Raw genomic sequence first — 22,074 nt, 5'->3', positions numbered from 1 at the left:
CGGCGCGAACGCCGGCCAGGAAACATCGTCGTTGGCGAAGCGATTATTCGCCATCTATCTTCGCGCCCATATAGGCAATCGCCTGTTGGTAGACACTGGCAGCGTTCCAGCCCGCGATGGCGCCGAAATTCGCCTGTCCCGGCTGGTAACCTGCGCCCCGCTGCCAGCCATGTCCGACCAGAAAATTCGCTGTCGATGCGAGGGCATCCGCCTTCGAGCGGACCATGTCGATACGGCCATTGCCGTCGCCATCGGCGCCATAACGCAAGACGTTCAAAGGTAGGAACTGCGTCTGACCGATTTCGCCATGCATGGCGCCGACTGCATTTGGAGCAAGCGTGCCATTGTCGATAAGCTTCAATGCAGCATTGAGATTGGGGCGAAAATAGTCCGGCCGACGACAATCATAGGCAAGCGTTGCCACGGCGGAAAGCGTGTGCTGATTGCCCATAAAGCTGCCGAAACCGGTTTCCATGCCCCAGATCGCAATCAATGGACCGGCCGGGACGCCATAACGCTGTTCGAGGCGGGCGAACAGCGCCGCATTCTGCGCCTTTTGCGCCTTGCCCCGCGCGATGATCGTCTGACCACCACGCACCTGCATGAACTTGTCGAACGAATATTTGAAGCTCTTCATGTTACGATCAGCATTGATCGTCTTCGTGGAATATTTGACGCTGTCCAGTGCATTGATGCCCCTGCTGCCAACACCCTGCGCCTGCGCATCTTGCTTGTAGTCCTGGACCCACGCCTCGAATCCGGCGGAAGTTTTGCCGCATTGCGCGGCAGCTTGCGCCACACCTGCCGTCATAAGAAGCGCTGTCGTGACGCCTGCAAACAATCTGCGTTTGGCAACGAATGCCATGAAAATCTCCTCGAAGGTTGAATCGTCGTGCTCCTATCTGCCATTTTTCTTTCGTTCTGTCATCTGCAAGAATCGAGCTATATGGGGTGAAACAGCGCTCATTCTCGGCCTTTCACGCTTGCTATGAGCCTCCTTGGGCGACAAATCGCATTTGTGACCGGCCAATTCGAGGAGCGGCACGGATACAATCTAGGGTTGTTACTCACCATTGCGCCACCGCGCCCGCCCTTGAACGAATCTTTTGAGAGTTCCGCTGGAAGCCCTTCAGAGTTTCAGCTACGCTTGCTCGCCCGGGCCAAGAAACGCGGGTTGGTATCACAATAGCCGTCGCAGCCGCCGCGACGCGATAAATTGCAGGGCCTCTGCATCCGTCGGACCGAAAGTGAATTCGCGTCTCGTCTCTGTGACTGCGTCAAACACCAGGTGTGATCAGCGTTAGCGATGGAAATAAGTTCGATATCGACCGACATCGCGGGTGAGCAGGGTCAGTTGGCTAATGGCTGCTTGGGCGCCAATGAAGAAGTCAGGCAGAACGCCGGTGCGCAACCCTCCCGACTTACGGTATTGCGTGAAGACTTTTCCCGCCAGGAACAGCGCAGCACGCGGTAGGGCGGGCCTTTCATCACCAGTCCAAGCGGATAGGCCTTTGTTGCATCTTCAGCCTTGGGTTTTACCAGCTCGAGTTTGGACTCTTGGCTGTTTCGTAAGCCACGTTCAAGATCAGAATTAGAGTCGGGTTTGGAATTCTGTTGCTGCGGTTCATTTTGAGACTCATTGCCGCTCATATTTTCTTTATTTATGTGGGCACATTCTATTTTCAATTGCAACACGTACAAAAACCTCTTTGTTTTCAGGAGGATGGAATGCCCCGCAGTTTTACGCAATTGACGATGGATGAACGCCGCATTGTTTCGCCGATGCGTCAAGCCAAGGCACGCTTGACGCAGATTGCCTCGGTTCTTGGCCGCCACCGCTCAACGATTCATGGCACCGCGCGCGTCACCGACCTGGTTCCCTCACGCTGCAAAGCGGGTCCGGGCGGTCCGCCTGGTGCACAGCCTATGGTCGACAAGGGACGACGGCCAGTCGACAGCGGACATGCGAAGTGCATCTGCAAGTGACTGCGGAGATGACTTTCGTCTGCCGTCGAATGGTTCGAGCAGCAACGCTTCGCATTTCGCCTAGAATGGCTTGTCCGCTCGAATGGCATATCGGTGCTGCGTGGCCCGGGCCAACCCTTTAAGGATGTTCCAGTGCTTGGCCTGCGTGTGGTGAATTTCGCTCAGGTCGGTATCTATGACGATATTTTCAAACCCGGCCCCAGCCAATAGGCGGGCGACGGTTTCGGCGCGTGCACCGTTTGAGAAATAGATCCTCGAAATGATGCTGCGATGTGTTTCCATCATGCCGGGCGGAGCATTCAGCGGATCCCTCTTCAAAAGTCCGCAGCGCTGCCCCCATCCGGCCAGCGTCATCAACGCTCGCTCAAACATCGTAGTATTGACGAAATCGCCGTCGATCACCAGCAGTGTGCCGCCGGGTTTTAAAACCCGCAGCCATTCTACAAAGGCACTTGCCGGATCCACCAGCGTCCAGACCAGGTGCCGGTTAATGATCGCGTCATAATGATCGTCCGGTTCCATGGTGTTCTCCGCATCGGCCATGCGGAAGATGATGTTTCGGGTGCGGATTTTCGCTTTGCTGCGGGCGCGCTCCAGCATCGGTTCGGCCCAATCGAGTCCGGTCACCTTGAAGCCGAGATCGTCCATCAGATGCGAGACCACGCCGGTACCGCTGGCAAGGTCCAGCGCCGAGCGGCCATTGCCCCTGCCAAGATGCTTGACGACCAGCCGATGCCAGGCGGCGCGTTCTTCATCGGAGAAAATTTCGTGTCCAGGCGATTGATCGAACGTTGCCGCCCGCACCGACCAGTAGGCTTTGATCTCGTCGCGCAAGTCATAGTTCGAGAGACGGGGCTTATCGGTCATGGTTGGCCGCCTTTGCCTTGCAGTGTTTGCTATCAATTTCTGGAAACCTTCTAAAAGATAAATCTTGACTGTCAATATCATGATATCTACCAAGCCCACAGTTTGATGGAGTTGAAAAATGATGGGTATGATCGGCAAGGCCGCCCTGATCGCCGTGGGTTTCGGCGCGATGTTTTCCAGCACCGCGCTGGCCGGTGAAAAGGTCATCATTAAGGATATAACCGGTCGTGACGTCGCGGTCAGCGTCCCGGTCGAGAATGTCATTCTCGGTGAAGGCCGGCAGATCTATTTTGTCGCCGCGCTGGACCGGGATGCGCCTTTCAAGCGCGTCGTTGGCTGGCGGGATGATTTGTCGAAGGCCGATCCGGAAAGCTATGCTGCCTACCTCGCCAAATATCCGGACATGGCAAAGCTGCCGACCTTCGGTGGCATGAAGGACGGCACCTTCGACATCGAGCAGGCGGTTTCACTAAAGCCCGACGTCATCATCATGAACCTTGACGCAAAGACCTCGACCGAAGAGTCTGGTTATATCGAAAAGCTCGGCAAGGTCGGTATCCCGCTCGTCTATATCGACTTCCGCGAAAAACCGATGGAAAACACCGAAGCCAGTATGCGGATCATGGGCAAGCTGCTTGGCGAGGAAACCAAGGCCGAGGACTTCATCAAGTTTCGCGCCGACAGCATCGCCAGGGTCACGAACGTGCTTTCCAAGACCGACTTGGTTCGACCGGTCGTCTTCATCGAACGCGCCGGAGGCTATTCCGACGATTGCTGCATGTCATTCGGCAATGAGAATTTCGGCAAGATGGTTGAAATTGCCGGCGGCACGAATATGGCCAAGGACATCATACCTGGCACGTTTGGTGCGGTTAATCCGGAACAGATTATCGCCTCCAATCCCGATCAGATCATTATCACCGGCGGCAATTGGCAGGGTTATGTTCCAGGTGGCAACTGGGTCGGCGTCGGCTACGGTGCTGATCTCGACGAAGCACACCGCAAGCTTGTGAACTTGACCAAGCGCCCGGCCTTCACCGGCGTCAAGGCGGTCAAGGACGGCAATGTCCACGCCATCTGGCACCAGTTCTACAACAACCCGTATCAGTTCGTGGCGATCCAGGAGATTGCCAAATGGCTGCATCCGGAACTGTTCAAAAATCTGGATCCGGAAGCCACTTTCAAGGAGCTGCATGCGCGCTTCCTGCCGCTGGATTACAAGCCCGGCTATTTCGTCTCCCTGAGAGACGAATAACCGATGGCCATTGCCGCAGAACAGCGCGAAACGACAACAGGGGGAGCCCAATACCGCGCCATGGCATTTCGCCGGATCGTCCTAATCTGCGGTATGGTGGCGGCACTGTTCTTCAGCGTCTCCATCGACATGGCACTGGGGCCAGCAAATTACACTTTGAAAGAAGTGCTGGTCTCCCTGTTCTATCCCGGTTCGGTCAGCGATCAGCTTCGCGTCGTCATCTGGGATATCCGGATGCCGATCGCACTGATGGCCGTGACCGTCGGTGCGTCGCTCTCGGTTGCTGGGGCCCAGATGCAGACCATTCTCGCCAATCCGCTGGCAAGCCCCTTTACGCTAGGCATTTCCGCTGCCGCCGGATTTGGCGCAGCGCTTGGACTTGTTGGCGGGGTGGCGCTCTTTCCGACGGCCGTTCAGTTCATGATCCCGATCAATGCCTTCCTCATGGCGATGGCAGCGGCTTTGTTCATTCACTTCGCCTCCACCATGCGCGGTGTTACGGTCGAAACCATCGTGCTGCTCGGAATTGCACTGGTCTTCACCTTCAATGCGCTCTTGTCGCTCCTCGAGTATCTAGCCTCGGAACAGGCGCTGGCTGCGGTCGTTTTTTGGACCATGGGTAGCCTCACCAAAGCGACCTGGCCGAAGGTGTATATTACTGGCGCAGTACTTCTATTCGCTCTTCCAGTGTTTGCACGGCAGGCTTGGGCGCTAACCGCGTTACGGCTGGGTGAAGACAAGGCGGCGAGCCTTGGAATTGATGTACGTGGACTGCGGCTGAAGATGATGATGACGGTCAGCCTGCTTGCAGCTATTCCGGTCTCCTTTGTTGGCACCATTGGATTCGTCGGCCTGGTCGGCCCGCATATCGCCCGTATGCTGGTGGGTGAAGACCAGCGGTTTTTCCTGCCGGCGTCTGTGCTTTGTGGCGCGTTGCTTCTGTCGGCCACATCCGTCGTATCGAAGACACTCATTCCTGGCGCCATCCTGCCGATCGGGGTAATTACCGCGCTGGTAGGCGTGCCCTTCTTCTTCATTCTGATTTTCACCAATCGGAGAAGGGCATGGTAGGTCTGACACTCAAGGGCGTCGGCGCCAAATACGGTAGGCACGTCGTGTTGTCGGACGTCGATACCGACGTCCTGCATGGCGGCGTTATCACCGCCGTCATCGGTCCGAATGCAGCGGGCAAATCCACCTTGTTCAAGCGCATCGCCGGGCTCGCTTCAGGGCCGGGAACGGTTGTCCTGTCCGATACACTGAAAGGTCCGGAAACCATCTGCTACATGCCGCAGGACACTGGCGCCAATTCTGTCCTGACGGTCTACGAATCCGTGCTGCTTGCTAGCAAGCAAGGCTCAAGCTGGAACGTGCGCGATAGCGAGCTTCTGGAAATCGACCGCGTCCTGCAGTCCCTGCGGATCGACGACCTTGCCTTTCGCGGCCTCGACGAGCTTTCCGGCGGGCAGCGCCAGCTGGTCTCGATTGCCCAGGCGCTTGTCCGCAAGCCCGAAATCTTGCTGATGGACGAGCCCACCTCGGCGCTCGACCTCTTTCGACAGATCGAAGTGCTGGGCTTCATGCGGTCGTTGGCCGGAAAGTCCGGCATGTCGGTGCTGATTGCCCTGCATGACCTCAATCACGCGCTACGCTATTGCGAAAACACCATCGTCATCGCCAAGGGCGCAATGGTGGCCAGCGGCCGGACCCGCGATGTGATCACCGGTTCCATGCTGCGCGATATCTACCGGGTAGAGGCGCGGGTAGAGATGTGCTCGCATGGTAAGCCGGTAGTCATCGTCGACCACTCCATCCTTTAAGGAATCAAAATAGCCTTCCGCAACCTACAGCCTTCGGTCAGCGACATGGAAGAGTTCGTCGTCATACATTACCAACGTTTTGGGTAGGCACTGCCTTAACGGCGGAACTGGTAAGGGCCCTGGCTCGGGGGCCGGGATAGGCGGATCGTCCGGCAACGGCGGGTTCGGTTCCGGCTCTGGGGTAGGTATTGGATCACCCATATCAATGTCTCCTTATGATGAGCTCCTAACTGCTTCCGCAAGGGAATGTTCCACCTTCTAAATGCCCTAATAGGCATCGCACTAAGTGGACCAGGATACTGAGAGTCCAGAGATGGCTTGCCGGACAGGGGCATTGCCTAACGATGGCTATCCATTCGCCGGTTTGGTACCTCGCGAAAAGTTCACAGCGATCGCAATCAACACGGTGCCGACAATGAAAACGAAGGCTGCGGCAGCGATAGCCGGGCTGATGTTTTCCCGTATCGTGGAGAACATTTGCCGCGCGAGCGTCCGCTGGTTTGGGCCTGCCACAAACAGCGTCAGCACGACTTCGTCCAACGACGTCGCAAAGGCGAAGACAGCCCCAGATACGATACCGGGGAGCGCCAGCGGCAAGGTTACTTGTTTCAGCACCGTAACGGGTGCTGCGCCGAGACTGGCTGCCGCCTGCTCCAACCGGCGATCAATCCCCTGCAATACCGCCAGGACGTTGACGACGACAAAGGGCACGGCCACCACAGTGTGGGCAATGATCACCCCAAGATAGGTGTTGGTCAAAGCATATCGAGCAAACATGAGCTGCATGCCGACGCCCAGCACGACCGCCGGCACCACCATCGGCAAGAGAAAAATCGTCTTGATGGACGTAAGGACAAGCGAAAGCTGCTTGTCCCGTAGTCCGAGAGCACCAACGGTTCCCAAGAATGTCGCAAGCACGGTAGTGCCGCAACCGATGATGAGGCTGTTGATGATGGACCGCTGCCACACGCCGGCGGTGAACAGCTCAACGAACCATCGGGTTGAGTAACCTGGAAGGGGATAGTTGAGGAAGACACTATCGGTGAAAGCGAGCGGCAGGATCGCAATCAGCGGTGCGATCAGAAAGAAGACGGTCGCAGAACCGAAAATCAGTTTCGAAAAACGCAACACGTTCACGGACTCGTTTCCCGTTCTGACGAAAGCCTGAGATATATCGCATAGAGGATCATCGTGGCCGCCAGGAGCACCAGTCCAAGCGCCCCTGCCATGCCCCAGTTGGCTGCGCCCGTGGCGTAGTAGGCGATCACCGAACTGATCATCTGATCCTTCGCACCGCCGATCAAGGCCGGTGTGATGTAGTAACCGAGCGCGCTCATGAATACCAGAAGCGAACCAGAAACGACGCCGCGCAGCCCGAGCGGCAACAAGACATTCAAGAATGCCCTGACGGGATGAGCGCCCAACGACGCCGCGGCCGGCATCAGGTTTTTGGGGATACCGATCAGCACACTGAAGATCGGAAGCACCATGAAGGGAAGCAGGACATGGGTCATGGCGATGATGACGCCGGCCCGGTTGAAGATCAGCGGTATCGGACTTGACGTTACGCCCGATTGCATCAAGACCGAATTGATCAGCCCCCTGTCCTGCAACAAGATGAACCATGCCGCGGTTCGCACCAGCAGTGAAGTCCAGAGCGGCAACAGCACCGCACCCAGCAACAATTGCCGCTTCCAGCCATCGACCGAGGCGGCGATCATGGCAAAGGGAAAACCGATCAAAACGCACGCCCCTGTCACCGTCAAAGCCATCACAAACGTTCGCAGCATTATGGCCTTGTTCGCCGAAGCATCAGCCGGAAGAGAGGCAATTGCACCGGACGCGTCCCGTTGCAGGTCAACTGCTGCCAAAAGATTGCGGTCTGTGATTCTTGAAGATGCTGCCACGCTGACGGCCTGCCAGTAGGAAATGTCACCCCATCGCTTGTCCAGCGCAACAAGATCAATGCTACCGGCAGTGTCCAAAGCAGCCTTACGCGTTTTGGGCATCAAGGTGCGAAAGCCGGATTTGGCACTGTTCAGCCGCCGGACAAGATCCCCGAACAATTGATCGTCGCTGATCTGGCGCAGGTCGGCAATGAAAGCAGCTTGCATTTCAACGGTTGGGGGGCTGGTGCGGTCCCAGCTCGAAACGGATCGCGCGGTTGCGGGGAGTGTGCGTGCCGCCACCGGGTCGGACACAGCGGACTTCATCATCGTGACGAGCGGTAACGCAAAAAAAACAATAAGGAACAGCAATAGCGGCGCGACAAGTGCCAGGGAAATCACCTGTTTGCTGAACCTTGGCGGATTCATGGGCTGACCACCCAGCAATCGGACGGCAGGAAGGAAAGGTGCACCTCATCACCAATCGAAAGCGTGGGCTGGCTGCGGTCTGTCTTGACGATCAGCGACTGGCTGTCGCTTCGTGCGATCAGCCGCAAATGATCCCCGTGATAGACGATATCGGAGACGGCGGCGGTGATGTTGTTGCCCGCCCGGCGTCCCACCTTTATCCGCTCGGGTCTTATCGACAGGCAAACACTGCTGTTTGGACGAAGGTCCGTGGCTGTTTCAACGAAAACCTGCTGGCCGCCGGGCAACTGGACACGGGCCGTATCGCCTTCGATGCCTTGTACGCAACCCCAGACCAGATTTGTCTCGCCAATGAATTCCGCGACGAATTGCGTGCTCGGGTGGTCGTAGATATCCGAGGGTTTGCCAATCTGTTCTATTTTTCCGCGATTGAAAATTGCGATGCGATCCGACATCGTCAACGCCTCCGATTGATCGTGCGTCACAAAGACGATCGTCAGCTGGAGCCGCCGATGCAGATCCCTGATGTCCAATTGCATTTGTTCGCGCAGTTGCTTGTCCAGTGCGCCGAGCGGCTCGTCCATCAAGACCACTTCTGGCTCGAAGATCAGCGCACGTGCCAATGCAACCCGTTGCTGCTGTCCGCCCGACAGCTGTGACGGACGCCGCTCGGCAAGTGAACCAAGCTGCACCATATCGAGAGCCTTTCCCACGCGCTCCTTCACCTCCGCACGCGGAAGGCTGCGCATTTTCAAAGGGAAGGCGACGTTCTCCGAAACCGTCATGTGCGGGAAGAGCGCATAATTCTGGAAGACGACGCCCATATTGCGTCTGTGGGGCGGCAAACTGTCAATTCGTTGGCCGCCAGCCCAGATGGCGCCGCTTGTCGGATTCTCGAAACCCGCAAGCATCATGAGTATCGTCGTTTTGCCAGAACCGGAGGGACCAAGCAGGCTGATAAACTCCCCCTTGCCGATCTCAAGATTCAGTCCCTCGACAACGGTGAGGAGCCCGAAGGATTTGCTGACCTCCTCCAAGCGAATGAATGGATTGTTCAACGTCGATCACCTCAGCTCTCGGGAAGCAATGCGGAAATGGCGGCTCCGACAAACCGTGATCCTGTCCGTCACAACGGCGAAGGCAGGACCGCGTATATCTCAGCGCCCATACAGAACAAAGTCATTGCGCGAGCCAGGCATTGAACCGCTGCGTCAGAGCCTCGGAATTGTCGGTCCAGAAATCAACATCCAAGGAAATCGCTCCCTTGAGATTGTCCGGCGAAGTCGGAAGCTCGATCTGGAATTTTGCACGCACGAGTTGGCCCGCCTCGATGTTGGGAAGTCCGTAGGCGATGTATTCGGGCAATTTAGCCTGGTTGTCCGCTTTGCTTGCATAGGCAATGAAGTCCATCGCCGTGTCCTTGTTCGGGCTGTCCTTCAGCACTACCCAACTGTCGATAGCATAAATGCTGCCCGGAAACACAAAGCCGAAGTGCCTGCCTTCGGACCTGTTCAAACCACTGATACGACCGTTATAAGCAGTCGTCATGACCACCTCTCCCGAGGATAGCAACTGAAGCGGCTGTGCTCCGGCCTCCCACCAGACAATGTTCGGCTTCAGCTCATCGAGTTTTTTGAAGGCTCTGTCGACGCCTTCCGGGGTGGCAAGAACGGAGTAAACTTCATCGGCAGCCACACCGTCCGCCATCAAGGCGAATTCAAGCGCGTATTTCGCTCCTTTGCGCAGGCCCCGCTTGCCAGGAATCTTCTTCGTGTCCCAAAAGTCTGCCCAAGAGGCGGGCGCTTCTTTCAGCTTGTCGCCATCATAGGAGATTCCAGTTGACCAAACGATCGCGCCAACCCCGCAATCGCTGACTGCAGCCGGTAAGAACGCGGACTTGCCGCCCAACTTGTCCCAGTCGACCTTTTCGTAAATGCCGTCCGCACAGCCAAGCGCGAGTTCCTCGGCCTCAACCTGGACCGCATCCCAGTTTGGAACGCCCGCTTTCACCTTGGCCTGAAGCACGCCGTATCCGCCGTCCCAACTCTCATCGAGCACCGGTTTTCCGGCCTGCTTTGCAAAAGGCTCGAAATAGATTTTGCGCTGGGCGTCTTGGTAATTACCACCCCATGACACGACTGTCAGATCACGGGCTTCAGCGGTCGCGGTTCCGATGGTCGCCAACGCGAATGCAATCAATGCTGCGTTCAGAATTTTCATCGTCATTCCCCTTGTTTTTCTATGACTAAGCTAAGAAACCACAGTTTGACTCGATTGAAAGCCTGATAAAGCGCCCCGGTGATTAAAATCACCGTTACAAGTCAATATGTCGGCGGGGTTATCGCGCTTAATATTTCGCTCTTTTGCTCGCCTACATTGCGGAAGCGATGGGGGAGCCGGCTGTCGAAATAGTACCCATCGCCCTTGTTAAGGATCTTTTTCTGGCCGCCAACGGTCACTTCCACTGCACCTTTGATCACCATTCCCGCCTCCTGTGCGGCGTGCGCGAAGGCTGCTCCGGTGTCAGCGCCGACCGCGTAAGTCTCGTGCAGCATAAGCAGCTGCCGGTTAGGATGGTTGAGGCCGATGACACGGAATGAGATGGTATCGACTTTGCCGATCTCCACCAGGTCCTGCACTCCGTAGAACGGTGTGTATGGCAGGCTCGACTGAAGATCGCTGAAGAACCCGGGGAGCGTCGTCCCGAGCGCGTCCAGCACTGCACTCAACGTGTCGATTGACGGACTCATCTTGTCCCGCTCTATCAGGGAAATGGTGGAATGGGAGATTCCGGATCTCACGGCCAGCTCTCGCACGCCCAAATCGCGCCTGCGCCGCATCTCTTTCAGTTTGACGCCGATTTTTGGCATTGGATTTTCCCAAGATTGGAGTGCCTCATCGAAATAGCCTGTCACCGCACGACGTGTAAAACGCGCCGCCTTTGGTGAATATACTGAACAGATGCTCCGGCAGCAATTGCAGTAAACCGGCGGGTGCATGATTGTGACGCCATTCCTCCCACAAGCAACCCGGAGATTCAAATGGCAAACAGCTCCAGCCAATTGGGTGACAAGACAAGGCATCTCAAGCAGCCAAACCTCTCCTCGGTATCGGACACAATCGCAATCGAAGCCACCGTCAAGCACATCATTGCAAATGTGCGTGCACAAGGAGACGCTGCCGTGCGAGAATACTCACGCACTTATGACAGGGTGGATATTGAAGCCTTCGAAGTGGGCCTCGAGGATCGCCTGGAAGCGGTTGCCAACCTCGATCCTCAGACCCGGAAAGACACGGAGTTTGCCATTGAGCGGGTGAAGGCGTTCGCCGAGGCACAACTTCGAACCATACTTCCCCTCGAATTCGATGCCCTTCCGGGATTGCACCTGGGACACAGGATCATTCCGGTCAAGTTTGTTGGGGCCTACGTGCCTGGGGGTCGATATCCGATCCTGTCCGCCCCCGTAATGACCATCGTGCCAGCAAAGGTTGCCGGCTGCGATCAGGTCATCGCCTGCCTGCCGCCCAATGCCCATCCGGCCATGATTGCCGGATGCCATTTGTCGGGTGCGGACAGGATCTTCAAAGTGGGCGGGGCGCAGGCCATTGCCGCCATGGCGTTCGGCACCGAAACCATTCCCGCCGTCGACAAGATCGTTGGGCCCGGCAACGCCTACGTCAATGAGGCCAAGCGGCAGGTGTTCGGCCAGGTCGGCATCGACCAATTAGCAGGTCCTAGCGAAATTTATATCGTTGCCGACGAAACAGGCGACGCGGAGATGATCGCCACCGACCTTCTGGCGCAAGCCGAGCACGATGTCAGGACCCGCATTGGCCTTATCACAACCGATCAAAAACTCGCCGGGGCTGTACTGGAGGAAGTCGAACGCCAGCTGGCAACACTGCCCACGGCCGACGTCGCCGGCGTCGCGTGGCGCGACTATGGTGAGATCACCGTTTGTGCTGATGAAGCCGCAATGATTGAGTATTCGGACCATATCGCGGCGGAACACCTTGAGGTTCACACACGCGATGCCCATTCCACCGCAGGGAAATTGCGCAACTATGGCTCTCTCTTCATCGGGAAACTTGCGAGCGTTGTGTACTCTGACAAGTGCTGCGGGACGAATCACACGCTTCCGACCATGGCCGCAGGACGTTACACCGGAGGTCTCTGGGTAGGTTCCTACGTCAAGGTGTGCACCCACCAATGGCTCGACGAGCGCGGTGTGGCAGCGGTCGCTCCCCCCTCGGTACGGCAAAGTCGCACAGAGGGTATGGAGGGCCATCGCCGGGCAGCGGCGCTTCGACTGAGCCGGAATTAGGCTTGTGTTCGAATCTCAGTACCCGTGTCTGCAACGGCCCGGATCACACGAACTTCCGCTTCGGGTTAACTCCTGGCACGAAGCGGTTTTAGGAATTCCGCGACTTCTCATGCCTTCGTCGCTCCGGTGAAAAATCCCTCCAATTCCGCGAATCCAATAGCCTGCTCTGAGAAGCAGAAGGTGCCTGCTGATCGCATTTCCCGCGCCGCATTCACGAACATGCCGAAGGATAGCCTCGCCAGAGCCGAACCGACGCTGATGCGCTTGACGCCCGCCTCCGCCAGGTCCGACACGTCGAATGTTGCTCCCGGCATTCCCATTACTATGTTGACCGGCTTCGTCACTGCCTCACAAACCAACCGGATCGTACTGAGGTCATTAAGGCCAGGTGCGTAGAGTACGTCAGCCCCGGCCCTTTCGAAAGCTTGCAGTCGCAGGATGGTTTCGTCAAGATCGGGCCGGCCCCACAAAAAATTCTCACAGCGCGCTGTCAGCACAAAATCATGGGAGAGAGATCGGCGCGCCTCCACAGCGGCCTCGATGCGTTCGACCGCCAGTGTGAAATCATAGATCGGATCATCGCGCCGACCGGTATGATCTTCGAGGGAACACCCGGCGAGACCAATTGCGGCAGCAGCTTGGATTGTCTCGGCAGCACTCTCCGGACTGTCGCCAAAGCCTTTTTCAAGGTCGGCCGAGACAGGCAGGGGCGTTGCTGCCACGATGGTTCGGCAATGGTTCAAGGTCTTCTCCCTCGATACTGTTCCCTCCGCGATGCCCAGAGAGAACGCCATGCCAGCGCTGGTGGTGGCGAGTGCGGGAAAACCCAAGGCAGCCAAAATCCGGGCGGTCCCAACATCCCAAGGATTGGGAATGATGAAGGCGCCCGGTCCCTCATGCAATTTGCGAAATGCGGAACGTTTGTCTTCCATCTTCTATTCCAACCTGGTGCTGGGCCCGAGCATTGCACGACCAATAAAACAACTGAAGAACAAAATCGAGATGAGAGATTCAGGACTTCCGCAACGACACGTCGATCATCTCTAGGACTGCTGCAATGCGGCTCTCATTCGTCGTTGACTTCGCAGATTATGAGAGGAGAATGTTTTTATGCCTCACCACGCAACATAAGGGGCGCCTAGGATGACAATCGCAACGAAACTCCGGGACTACATCGACGGTCAGGGCATCGCCTACGACACCGTCGCTCATCACCGTACAGCCACAACCAGCCAGTCGGCGCAGGCGGCACACGTTCCAGGCAGCAGACTGGCCAAATCGGTGGTCGTGCATCACGAAATGGGATACGTACTGGCCGTTGTACCGAGCACGCACCGGATCGAGCTCTCCACATTGCAGGATGTGGTGGACAGACGCCTTGGTCTCGCCTCAGAGGAGGAGGTCAGTTCGCTCTTCGCCGATTGCGACATTGGCGCGGTGCCGCCAATCGGGTCGGCTTACGATGTGCCGGTGATCCTCGACGAAAGCCTCGGCGACGCCAGCGACGTCTATTTCGAGGGCGGTGACCACAAGACACTGGTGCACGTCAGCGGACCGAACTTTCGCAGCCTTATGAAGGATGCGCGGGTCGCCCGCTTCAGCCATCTATCATAGATGTCGCGATCCTGGTCGCGACTCGGCAGCCGACGCGGTGCCAGCGACAACATAATTGTGGTGCGTCGCCGTCGCACCATGCAGTAGCGGAAAGTGCTCAGCACGGCCGGAGCGAAAGTCCGGTCGCGCGTTTCAACCCGTTGAACAAGTAGTCGCGGATCATGGAACTTGTCGTCGCCCTAGGCCTGATCGTCTTCAAGGTAGCGTTGTTGATTGCGATCCTGCTGCTGCTGCCCTTGCCGCTGACCTGGCTGGAACGCAAGATTGCCGGGCACATGCAGCAGCGGATGGGGCCGATGCGGGTGGGGTGGCACGGCCTGCTGCAGCCGGTGGCGGACGGAATCAAGCTTTTGACCAAAGAAGATCACATCCCGACCGAGGCCGACCGTTTCCTGTTCAAACTGGCGCCAATCCTGGCGCTCGCCCCACCTTTTGTAGCGTTCGTCGCAATCCCCTTCGGCGAAACCGTGTCGGTCCTCGGTACCGAGATCACGCTCTACGTCTCCAACATGAATGTGGCGCTCCTTTTCGTCTTCGCGGTGATCGGGCTCGAGGTCTATGGCGTGATCTTCGGCGGATGGGCCTCTAACAGCAAATACGCTGTCCTGGGCAGCCTCAGGACCTGCGCGCAGATGATCAGCTACGAGATTCCGATGGGGTTCGCGGTCATCGGCGTGGTAATGTTGGCGCAATCCATGAGTCTGCTCGATATCGTGCGGGCGCAAACCGATGTCTGGAACATCGTCTATCAACCGGTCGGCTTCTTCGTGTTCTTCGTCGCCGGACTCGCCGAAGCGCAGCGCATTCCCTTCGATCTGGCGGAAGCGGAAGGCGATCTGGGGGCCGGCTTCCATACCGAATACAGCGGTATCCGCTTTGCGTTCTTTATGGTCAGCGAATATGCCATCGTGCTGCTGGTGTCGGTGCTGGTGGTGATCCTGTTCTTCGGCGGCTGGAATGGGGTTCTGGTCCCCTTGCCACCACTCCTCTGGTTTCTGCTCAAGGTCGCGTTCTTCGTTTATTTGTTTATATGGTTCCGCTTCACTTTCCCTCGCTACCGCTACGACCAACTGATGGCGATCGGATGGAAAGTCTTGCTTCCTCTGTCGATGGCGAACATAATAATAACCGGTGTTGTTTTCTTTTAGGGGCCACAGCGGCCCGGCAGCGAGGCGGCGATGTCGCGCGCACGGCACAGAGTTGGAGCATGGATCGGATGGGCGTTCTTCGCCGATCTCGCAAGTGCCTTGGCTCTGACCTTCGGTTACATGTTCTCCAGAACCGTGACCATGCAGTATCCGGACAGGGAAAAATGGTTGCCTTACCCGCGTTACCGCGGGCATCACTTCCTGACGCGCGACGACGAAGGCGAGATCAAATGCGTCGCTTGCGAACTCTGCGCGCGGATTTGCCCCTGCGACTGCATTGAAGTCATCCCCTACGAGGACGAGAAGGGCAATCGTCATCCGGCAAAATTCGAGATCGACATGGCCCGGTGCCTGTTCTGCGGGCTGTGCGAGGATGCCTGCCCTGCGGACGCGATCGCGCTTGGCCAGCAGTATGAATTTTCTAGTTTTTCCTCGCGTGACCTGGTGATCGGGCGTGACAGTCTGCTCGGCAAGCCGGGCAAGGCGGCGACCGGCGGCGGCGTGGTTGCTGCACGACTGAACACCGAACAGAACGTTCTGGTCGAGACGAGCGAGCCGCACGGGTACAACTGGTGGAGGAATATCCGGCAAACGTGAACGCGCGCTTGCCGTCAGACCGGAGCGCGCAGACAGGAGGCTCAGATGCATGTGTGCCAAATCTTGAAGACCAAGTCTCCCGAGCTCATCTCGGTCACACCGGATCAGCCGATGATGGAAGCCCTGCGGCTGTTTCGGGATAACAACATCGGCTTCGTGGTCGTCGGCCGCTCTCCCGGACAATGCCTGGGCACGCTATCGGAGCGCGACTGCTGCTATGCGGTGGCTGAATACGGAACCGAGGCGCCCATAATGCGGGTCGCCGACATCATGAACCGCAGTGTGGCGACCTGTTCGACAGAGGATTTTCTGCCCTTTGTGATGGCGATCATGACCGAGCGGCGTACGCGCCATGTGTTGGTCATGGAGGGCGGCACGCCTGTCGGCGTGGTGAGCATTGGCGACGTGGTCAAGCACCGGCTCGACGAAGCGCTTCGCAATGAGCAGGCGCTGCATGAATACATTGCCGGGACCGCCCATCACTGACGTCGCCGGCTCGAGGTGCAGGCAACAGTTGGGGCTCCGTAGTGCCTCAGCCCAGATTCTCAGGCCCAGTCCCTACTGCAGTGACAGCGGCGATCTCGAAGGTCGCGTGCGCCTTTTGAACGTCGACCGGACATGGGTATTCGCCCCGCCGCATCAGTCTGTTAAGACGCAGGGCTTTGTAGTTTTCGGGAACGAACACGAGCCCCGTGGGAAAACGCTTGTTAACCTTTAGCTGCGCGGTCAGCTCGCTTCGGGCGGATCGCACGACCACCTGATCGCCATCCGAAAGACCTAGCTGCACGGCATCCCGCGCGCTCATCTCGACATAAGGGTCATCCGCGACCGTATTCAGGATTTCCGAGTGTTCGGACAGATATCCGTTGTGGAACAGGCAGTTGCCGGTGATCAACATGAGCCGGTCGGTTGCAGTGGGGGCAAGCGGCGGGGCGAAGAACTCGCCAACTGGCGGCACACGGGACGCCTTGGTGAATGCTCCGTCAAAGCCAAGCCGGTCCTGCGCCAGCCCCTCATAGGCCGGAACCAGCCGGGCAATCTCGTCAAAAATCCCGTTTTGAATCGATGGCCGCAACGCTTGGTTGCGAAGCGCCGCGACGAAGTCGAAGATTGCCAGATTGCCGCGCGCTTCGTGCGCGGGTTCGCGGAATTTGCAGACCTTCTGGATCCGGCCTTCATTGTTGGTGAAAGTGCCGGATTCCTCGCCGTAGCTTGCTGCGGGCAGCACCACATCGGCCAGGCCCGCAGTATCGGTGAGGAACGCATCCTGCACGATCAGGAGATCGGCGGCACGAAGCGCCCGCTGCACGAATTCCCGGTCGGGATAGGATATCAGGGGGTCGCTCCCGGCGATATAGAGCGCGCCCATTCGCCCCGTGTCACAGAGCTCCAGCATGGCGTCGAAATCCGCGCCCGGTGCGGACGGGATCTCGGCGCTCCAGGCCCGCTCGAGAGTCGCGCGCGCCGCAGCATCGTCCACCGCCCGCAGCCCCGGCAGCACCACCGGCAGAACCCCCATATCCCAGGCGCCCAGCTGGTTGGCACGGTCAAAGAGGAACTGCATCGCAGGTCCCTTGCCCAGTACGCGGAGAACCTGCAAAAGGTTGTTGAGCTGCTGCAAGGTCGCGCGCGCTTGCGGTGACCTCAGGAGGTCGGCGCTGACAAGCACGGTAACGCTCCGGCCTGCCAGAAGAGCCGTGGCCAGACCGTTCGTTTCGTCACTATCGGCGGCAGCTACTGCCCCGCCGTTTGCCGCGCCGATGTCTGCAACAATCGCGGCAAGGCTCGCAGCCTCACCGCCCGGTGGAACGCGAACGACCGCCCTGGCATCAGCGTCCAGACGAGATGGCCGCGCCGAGAGCATCAGCAACCTGGTTTGCCGGCGCCGCGTGGCGTCCCGCAGCAGGTATTCGGTAACCGGGTTCTCGTCGGTCACATTGCCGCCGACGACAAGCACGCAGTCGTTGCCGATCACGTCCTGAAGCGGCGCGCGCGCGTAGAAAGCCGCCACCAAGGGGCCAAGCGCATCGAAAGGTGTGGACCAGCGCGACGAGCAGTCAATGTTGTTGGTCCGGAATACCGTCCGCATCATTTTCTGGAACTGATACAGCATCTCATTGGGAAGGCGAGGCGAAGCCAGCCCGCCCGCAGGCTTTGCCGCGACGGCAGACAAGCGCTGCTGCAGGTAGTCTCCCGCGTCTTCCCAGGAAACCGGAACGAGGGTGCCGTCACGACGCACCATCGGCCGCTTGATCCGGTCCCGGCTCTCGACGAAATCAAGGCCAAAGCGCCCCCGCACGCAGAGCGTTTCGCGGTTGACCCCGTGCTCCGCTTTCGAGCGGACCCGCATGAACTCACCCTTGCGCGCTCCGACGGTCAGTTGGCAGCCGGTGCCGCAATGCGGGCAGACTGTGTCGGTCTCGGCCAGATCCCAGGGCCGCGCCTTGTAGCGATAAGGGAAGCTCATCAGCGCTCCGACTGGACAGACCTCCACGCAATTGCCGCATTGGTCGCAACTCGCGAGACTGCCCTCGAAGCCGGTCACGGCGGTATCCATGCCTTTTTCAACCGTGCCCAAGGCGACCGCGCCGACCACCTCCTCGCACATCCGCACGCAGCGCTGGCACTGGATGCAGCGGTTGACGTTCATGATGATGACCGGGCTGAGACGGATGTCCTTGGAGTGGAACACACGTTTGGCATCGCGGAACCGGCTTTCGCGGGGCCCATATGCCATCACCATGTCCTGAAGCTCGCACTCGCCGCCCTTGTCGCAAATCGGGCAGTCGAGGGGGTGGTTGGCGAGCAGCATGTCGAGCATGGACGAGCGTGTTTCATCGATCAGCGGCGTATTCGTCCGCACGACCATGCCGTCGGTGACTGCGGTGGCGCAGGAAGGCTGCAGCCGCCGCTGCCCCTCGATCTCCACCAGGCACATGCGGCATGAGGCCAGCGCCGGCAACCGTTTCAGATAGCAGAAGGTGGGGATATCAATGCCCAAACGCTCAGCGGCCTGCAGCACCGTAGAGCCGGCCTCCACTTCCAACGTTTGTTCATTTATCGTGACACTGACCATGACTTTCCTACGGCCTTCTCCATGTGCTCCTCAGTGATATCGGCATCGGTGCTCCTCGATATGGGCGACGAATTCATGCTTGAAATGCGTCAGTGCCGCCCGCAGCCCCATGGCTGCGCCGTCGCCCAAAGCGCAGAACGTGTTGCCGAAAATGCCCTTGCAGAGCGCCTCCAGCTGTTCCAGATCACCCGGTGCGCCCTGCCCCGTCTCGATCCGGCGCAGCACCTTTACAACCCAGTTCAGCCCTTCGCGACACGGCGTGCACTTGCCGCAGGACTCATGGTGGAAGAACTCGATGATCCGGGTGGCAACCTTGACCATGCAGGTCGAGTCGTCGATCACGATTACCCCGGCCGAGCCGAGCATCGAACCGGCGGCGGCCAGCGAATCGAAATCCATCCCGATGTCCAGCCCTTCCGCAGGAATCAGCGGCGCCGAGACCCCGCCGGGGATCACTGCCTTGATTTTGCGACCCGGCAGCGGCCCGCCGCCGCTATCTTCGACCAGTTCTCGCAGCGGTATCCCCATTGGCAGCTCGTAAAGACCCGGTTTGCGCACCTGGCCGCTGAGGCAATAAAGCTTCGGGCCGGGACTTTTGTCCGGACCGATGTTGCGGAACCAGCCTGGCCCCCGCGCGACGATATGCGGGACGCAGGCCAATGTCTCGACATTGTTTATCACGGTCGGGCTGGCGTAGAGCCCTTCGACCGCCGGAAACGGCGGTTTCAGCCGCGGCTGCGCTCGTTTGCCTTCGAGCGAGATCGAGCATCGCGGTCTCCTCGCCGCAGATATAGGCGCCGGCGCCGCAATGGATGTGTACGACGAAATTGAAATCCGAGCCGCGAATTCGCGTTCCCAGATAACCCTGCGCATGGGCCTCAGCGATCGCCTGCTCCAGCCGATGGATTGCCAGCGTGTATTCTCCACGGATGTAGACATAGGCGGTTTCGGCCCCGATCGCATAGCCACTGATCGCCAGACCCTCGATCAGTTGGTGCGGGTCACGCTCCATGATGATTCGGTCCTTGAAGGTACCCGGCTCGCCCTCATCGGCGTTGCAGCACAGATATTTCGGCTTGCCGGCCCGCTTCGGCACGAAGCTCCATTTCAGCCCGGTTGGAAATCCGGCACCGCCCCGACCCCGCAGGTTGGATTCCTTGACGAGGTTGATGATCTCGTCAGGCGCATGCTCATCAAGCGCCTTCGCGAGTGCCCGATAGCCGCCGCCAGCCCTGTAGGTCGCGAGCAGATGGCCGTCCGGCACGTCCACGTTCCTGAGAAGGATCGGTTCGAACATGGCGCTATTCTCCCGGTGGCACTGTGGCGGCGACATCGACGCCAGTCACTTGCCCCGCCACCGCCCGCAGCCTGTCCAGCAACGCGTCGATCCGCGCGATATCGAGGTCGCCGTGATAGTCGTCGCCGACCTGCATCACCGGAGCCAGCTCGCAAGCGCCGAGGCATTCGACGGTCGAAAGTGTGAACAGGCCGTCCGGCGTGGTGCCGCCCTTCATGATCCCCAGCACCGCCTCCAGATGCCTCAGCAAGTCCTCTGCTCCACGCAGCATGCAGGATACGTTGTCGCAAAGTTGCAGGTGGAACATCCCTACCGGCTCGGTATGGAAGAGAGTGTAGAAGGTCGCCAGTTCGTAAACCCAGATCCGCTCGACCTCGAGGATGTCAGCGACCTCTTCCAGCACCGGGCCGGGCAAATGGCCATGTTCCTTCTGCGCGATCAGAAGCGCGGGCATGATCGCCGAGCGTTGGTCCGGATACCGCTCTGCCGCTGCCTTGATCTTTTCGCGCATGTTCATCGCATCCAAATCTCCTGCTACTTGTCGACCTCACCCATCACCGGGTCAAAGCTGCCCAGCACGGCGATCATGTCCGCCAGATAATTCGCTTTGCTTGCCACAAACAGTCCCTGAAGGTTGACGAACGACGGTGCCCGCACCTTCATGCGGAACGGCTTTTCCGACCCGTCGCTGATTATGTAGAACCCGAGTTCCCCCTTGGGCGACTCGATCGCCGAATAGACCTCGCCTTTCGGCACCTTGAAGCCATATGCCGACAGGTCAAAGTGCTGGATCAGCGCCTCCATTGAGCAATGCACCTTGTCCTTGTCCACCGGGAAAGCGATCGTCGGCATGTCGATCTGGAACGGTCCCTCGGGCATCTGGTCGAGGCATTGTTCGATGATCCGCACGCTCTCGCGCATCTCCTCGACCCGGCATTGCCAGCGGGCATAGCAATCGCCTTCGTTGCGGGTAATGATGTTGAAGTCGAGCCGGTCGTAGATCTCGTAGGGCTCGTCGCGGCGGATGTCCCAGTCGACGCCGGAAGCCCGCAGGTTCGGGCCGCTCAGGCCGAGATCGATACCGTCCTCGGCGGAGATCACACCGATCCCCTGCGTGCGATTCAGAAACACCCGGTTGTTTTCGACAAGCCGTTCATAGTCGCGGATCCGGTTCGGGAAGATATCGCAGAATTCCCTGATCTTGGGAACAAAACCGTCGGGCAGGTCCTCGCGCACGCCGCCGACCCGGCAGAAGGATGTATGCATCCGCGCTCCGCTGATCATCTCAAGCAGGTCCATGATCATTTCACGCTCGCGCATGGCGTAGAGCAATGCGGTCATTGCGCCGAGGTCGAGCGGCAGCGCGCCAGTGATCAGGAGATGACCGGAGATTCGCGCCAGCTCAGCCATCATCACGCGGATATATTGCGCGCGGATTGGCGCCTCGATGCCCAGGAGCTTCTCCACAGCCAGCGCGAAGGCCAGGTTGTTCGACGGCGGGCAGAGGTAGTCAAGCCGATCTGTCAGCGGAAAAATCTGGGTGTAGGTGAAGCTCTCCGCCAGTTTTTCGGTGCCGCGGTGGAGGTAGCCGATATGCGGGTCCACCCGCGCGACATATTCGCCTTCCAGTTCAAGGACAAGCCGCAGTACCCCATGCGTGCTGGGATGCTGCGGACCGAGGTTGAGAAGCACCTCCCTGGTGTCGAGCGCTTCGCCTGCCGGTCTGCTCAGTTCCGTGACTTCGGTCATCTCAAGTTCCCGGTGAAGCGGCCTC

At 58.7% G+C, this 22,074-nt stretch carries 20 protein-coding genes and 2 pseudogenes; 9 read left to right on the top strand and 13 right to left on the bottom strand.

Features of this window, described 5'->3' with window-relative positions:
- Positions 1–43: 43 nt before the first annotated feature.
- Positions 44–865: a lytic murein transglycosylase gene (locus tag N8E88_RS19065; RefSeq protein ID WP_262295044.1), complete on the bottom strand. Its 822-nt coding sequence runs from the start codon at positions 863–865 to the stop codon at positions 44–46.
- Positions 866–1,277: 412 nt separating this feature from the next.
- Positions 1,278–1,471, bottom strand: a pseudogene (locus tag N8E88_RS19060) (type II toxin-antitoxin system VapC family toxin); the annotation flags it as partial.
- A 257-nt stretch (positions 1,472–1,728) separates the two neighbouring features.
- Here N8E88_RS19060 and N8E88_RS19055 point away from each other — a divergent pair.
- Positions 1,729–1,986, top strand: a complete 258-nt coding sequence (locus N8E88_RS19055) for a helix-turn-helix domain-containing protein (RefSeq protein WP_262295043.1) — start codon at positions 1,729–1,731, stop codon at positions 1,984–1,986.
- A gap of 60 nt (positions 1,987–2,046) precedes the next feature.
- Here the strand turns inward: N8E88_RS19055 and N8E88_RS19050 are convergent, their stop codons facing one another.
- On the bottom strand, positions 2,047–2,853 hold the full coding sequence (locus N8E88_RS19050) for a class I SAM-dependent methyltransferase (RefSeq protein WP_262295042.1): 807 nt from the start codon (positions 2,851–2,853) through the stop codon (positions 2,047–2,049).
- Positions 2,854–2,980: 127 nt separating this feature from the next.
- On the opposite strand from N8E88_RS19050, the gene N8E88_RS19045 reads away from it, so the two are divergent.
- Genes N8E88_RS19045 through N8E88_RS19035 form a run of 3 tightly spaced genes read left to right on the top strand, consistent with a single transcriptional unit; the run spans position 2,981 to position 5,928 of the window.
- Complete coding sequence (locus N8E88_RS19045) at positions 2,981–4,108, top strand: ABC transporter substrate-binding protein (protein WP_410010688.1); 1,128 nt, start codon at positions 2,981–2,983, stop codon at positions 4,106–4,108.
- A gap of 3 nt (positions 4,109–4,111) precedes the next feature.
- Positions 4,112–5,179, top strand: coding sequence for a FecCD family ABC transporter permease (locus N8E88_RS19040; protein WP_262295041.1), 1,068 nt, complete (start codon positions 4,112–4,114; stop codon positions 5,177–5,179).
- A complete protein-coding gene (locus tag N8E88_RS19035; protein WP_262295040.1) occupies positions 5,173–5,928 on the top strand; it encodes an ABC transporter ATP-binding protein in 756 nt (251 codons plus the stop codon). The genes N8E88_RS19040 and N8E88_RS19035 overlap by 7 nt, the downstream gene beginning before the upstream one ends.
- 348 nt (positions 5,929–6,276) lie before the next feature.
- Here the strand turns inward: N8E88_RS19035 and N8E88_RS19030 are convergent, their stop codons facing one another.
- From N8E88_RS19030 to N8E88_RS19010, 5 genes are all read right to left on the bottom strand, one after another.
- Positions 6,277–7,065, bottom strand: a complete 789-nt coding sequence (locus tag N8E88_RS19030; RefSeq protein WP_262295039.1) for an ABC transporter permease — start codon at positions 7,063–7,065, stop codon at positions 6,277–6,279.
- Positions 7,062–8,243: an ABC transporter permease gene (locus N8E88_RS19025; RefSeq protein ID WP_262295038.1), complete on the bottom strand. Its 1,182-nt coding sequence runs from the start codon at positions 8,241–8,243 to the stop codon at positions 7,062–7,064. Before N8E88_RS19025 ends, N8E88_RS19030 begins: the two co-directional genes overlap by 4 nt.
- Positions 8,240–9,301, bottom strand: a complete 1,062-nt coding sequence (locus tag N8E88_RS19020; RefSeq protein ID WP_262295037.1) for an ABC transporter ATP-binding protein — start codon at positions 9,299–9,301, stop codon at positions 8,240–8,242. The genes N8E88_RS19025 and N8E88_RS19020 overlap by 4 nt, the downstream gene beginning before the upstream one ends.
- A gap of 121 nt (positions 9,302–9,422) precedes the next feature.
- Positions 9,423–10,463, bottom strand: coding sequence for an ABC transporter substrate-binding protein (locus N8E88_RS19015; protein WP_262295036.1), 1,041 nt, complete (start codon positions 10,461–10,463; stop codon positions 9,423–9,425).
- A 101-nt stretch (positions 10,464–10,564) separates the two neighbouring features.
- Positions 10,565–11,113 carry a type II toxin-antitoxin system RelB family anti-toxin gene (locus N8E88_RS19010; protein ID WP_262295035.1) on the bottom strand — a complete coding sequence of 183 codons (549 nt, stop codon included), beginning with the start codon at positions 11,111–11,113 and terminating at the stop codon, positions 10,565–10,567.
- A gap of 171 nt (positions 11,114–11,284) precedes the next feature.
- Between N8E88_RS19010 and hisD the strand changes: the two genes are divergently transcribed.
- The gene (gene hisD, locus N8E88_RS19005; RefSeq protein WP_262295034.1) at positions 11,285–12,568 is read left to right on the top strand and encodes a histidinol dehydrogenase; all 1,284 of its coding nucleotides are present in this window, start codon (positions 11,285–11,287) and stop codon (positions 12,566–12,568) included.
- Between the two features lie 107 nt (positions 12,569–12,675).
- Here the strand turns inward: hisD and N8E88_RS19000 are convergent, their stop codons facing one another.
- Entirely contained in the window at positions 12,676–13,500 is an 825-nt protein-coding gene (locus N8E88_RS19000; RefSeq protein WP_262295033.1) for an isocitrate lyase/PEP mutase family protein, read from the bottom strand.
- Between the two features lie 211 nt (positions 13,501–13,711).
- Here N8E88_RS19000 and N8E88_RS18995 point away from each other — a divergent pair, with 211 nt between their 5' ends.
- From N8E88_RS18995 to N8E88_RS18980, 4 genes are all read left to right on the top strand, one after another.
- On the top strand, positions 13,712–14,182 hold the full coding sequence (locus N8E88_RS18995; RefSeq protein ID WP_262295032.1) for an aminoacyl-tRNA deacylase: 471 nt from the start codon (positions 13,712–13,714) through the stop codon (positions 14,180–14,182).
- 161 nt (positions 14,183–14,343) lie between these two features.
- Entirely contained in the window at positions 14,344–15,330 is a 987-nt protein-coding gene (gene nuoH, locus N8E88_RS18990) for an NADH-quinone oxidoreductase subunit NuoH (RefSeq protein ID WP_262295031.1), read from the top strand.
- A gap of 30 nt (positions 15,331–15,360) precedes the next feature.
- The gene (locus tag N8E88_RS18985) at positions 15,361–15,927 is read left to right on the top strand and encodes an NADH-quinone oxidoreductase subunit I (protein WP_262295030.1); all 567 of its coding nucleotides are present in this window, start codon (positions 15,361–15,363) and stop codon (positions 15,925–15,927) included.
- A gap of 45 nt (positions 15,928–15,972) precedes the next feature.
- Complete coding sequence (locus N8E88_RS18980) at positions 15,973–16,413, top strand: CBS domain-containing protein (protein WP_262295029.1); 441 nt, start codon at positions 15,973–15,975, stop codon at positions 16,411–16,413.
- Between the two features lie 46 nt (positions 16,414–16,459).
- Here N8E88_RS18980 and nuoG read toward each other — a convergent pair whose 3' ends face one another.
- The 4 genes and pseudogenes from nuoG to nuoD form a co-directional block, all read right to left on the bottom strand.
- Positions 16,460–19,003 (bottom strand): NADH-quinone oxidoreductase subunit NuoG, encoded by a 2,544-nt coding sequence (nuoG, locus tag N8E88_RS18975; protein WP_262295028.1) that lies wholly within the window; start codon positions 19,001–19,003, stop codon positions 16,460–16,462.
- Positions 19,004–19,033: 30 nt separating this feature from the next.
- Positions 19,034–20,300, bottom strand: a pseudogene (gene nuoF / locus N8E88_RS18970) (NADH-quinone oxidoreductase subunit NuoF).
- Positions 20,301–20,304: 4 nt separating this feature from the next.
- Positions 20,305–20,817, bottom strand: a complete 513-nt coding sequence (gene nuoE, locus N8E88_RS18965) for an NADH-quinone oxidoreductase subunit NuoE (protein WP_262295027.1) — start codon at positions 20,815–20,817, stop codon at positions 20,305–20,307.
- Between the two features lie 17 nt (positions 20,818–20,834).
- Positions 20,835–22,049 carry an NADH dehydrogenase (quinone) subunit D gene (gene nuoD, locus N8E88_RS18960; RefSeq protein ID WP_262295026.1) on the bottom strand — a complete coding sequence of 405 codons (1,215 nt, stop codon included), beginning with the start codon at positions 22,047–22,049 and terminating at the stop codon, positions 20,835–20,837.
- Positions 22,050–22,074 lie beyond the last annotated feature (25 nt).

The organism is Phyllobacterium zundukense, from assembly GCF_025452195.1.
In the GTDB taxonomy this organism is placed as follows: Bacteria; Pseudomonadota; Alphaproteobacteria; order Rhizobiales; family Rhizobiaceae; genus Phyllobacterium; species Phyllobacterium zundukense_A.
Note: the sequence above shows the minus strand (reverse complement) of the source record. Positions and strands in the feature narration are given on the sequence as shown.

What these genes read in the sequence shown, in the direction of transcription:
- N8E88_RS19065 (WP_262295044.1), bottom strand. Translation starts at nt 865, where the DNA reads ATGGCATTCGTTGCCAAACGCAGATTGTTTGCAGGCGTCACGACAGCG.
- N8E88_RS19055 (WP_262295043.1), top strand. Translation starts at nt 1,729, where the DNA reads ATGCCCCGCAGTTTTACGCAATTGACGATGGATGAACGCCGCATTGTT.
- N8E88_RS19050 (WP_262295042.1), bottom strand. Translation starts at nt 2,853, where the DNA reads ATGACCGATAAGCCCCGTCTCTCGAACTATGACTTGCGCGACGAGATC.
- N8E88_RS19045 (WP_410010688.1), top strand. Translation starts at nt 2,981, where the DNA reads ATGATCGGCAAGGCCGCCCTGATCGCCGTGGGTTTCGGCGCGATGTTT.
- N8E88_RS19040 (WP_262295041.1), top strand. Translation starts at nt 4,112, where the DNA reads ATGGCCATTGCCGCAGAACAGCGCGAAACGACAACAGGGGGAGCCCAA.
- N8E88_RS19035 (WP_262295040.1), top strand. Translation starts at nt 5,173, where the DNA reads ATGGTAGGTCTGACACTCAAGGGCGTCGGCGCCAAATACGGTAGGCAC.
- N8E88_RS19025 (WP_262295038.1), bottom strand. Translation starts at nt 8,243, where the DNA reads ATGAATCCGCCAAGGTTCAGCAAACAGGTGATTTCCCTGGCACTTGTC.
- N8E88_RS19015 (WP_262295036.1), bottom strand. Translation starts at nt 10,463, where the DNA reads ATGAAAATTCTGAACGCAGCATTGATTGCATTCGCGTTGGCGACCATC.
- N8E88_RS19010 (WP_262295035.1), bottom strand. Translation starts at nt 11,113, where the DNA reads ATGCCAAAAATCGGCGTCAAACTGAAAGAGATGCGGCGCAGGCGCGAT.
- hisD (WP_262295034.1), top strand. Translation starts at nt 11,285, where the DNA reads ATGGCAAACAGCTCCAGCCAATTGGGTGACAAGACAAGGCATCTCAAG.
- N8E88_RS19000 (WP_262295033.1), bottom strand. Translation starts at nt 13,500, where the DNA reads ATGGAAGACAAACGTTCCGCATTTCGCAAATTGCATGAGGGACCGGGC.
- N8E88_RS18995 (WP_262295032.1), top strand. Translation starts at nt 13,712, where the DNA reads ATGACAATCGCAACGAAACTCCGGGACTACATCGACGGTCAGGGCATC.
- nuoH (WP_262295031.1), top strand. Translation starts at nt 14,344, where the DNA reads ATGGAACTTGTCGTCGCCCTAGGCCTGATCGTCTTCAAGGTAGCGTTG.
- N8E88_RS18985 (WP_262295030.1), top strand. Translation starts at nt 15,361, where the DNA reads ATGTCGCGCGCACGGCACAGAGTTGGAGCATGGATCGGATGGGCGTTC.
- N8E88_RS18980 (WP_262295029.1), top strand. Translation starts at nt 15,973, where the DNA reads ATGCATGTGTGCCAAATCTTGAAGACCAAGTCTCCCGAGCTCATCTCG.
- nuoG (WP_262295028.1), bottom strand. Translation starts at nt 19,003, where the DNA reads ATGGTCAGTGTCACGATAAATGAACAAACGTTGGAAGTGGAGGCCGGC.
- nuoE (WP_262295027.1), bottom strand. Translation starts at nt 20,817, where the DNA reads ATGAACATGCGCGAAAAGATCAAGGCAGCGGCAGAGCGGTATCCGGAC.
- nuoD (WP_262295026.1), bottom strand. Translation starts at nt 22,049, where the DNA reads ATGACCGAAGTCACGGAACTGAGCAGACCGGCAGGCGAAGCGCTCGAC.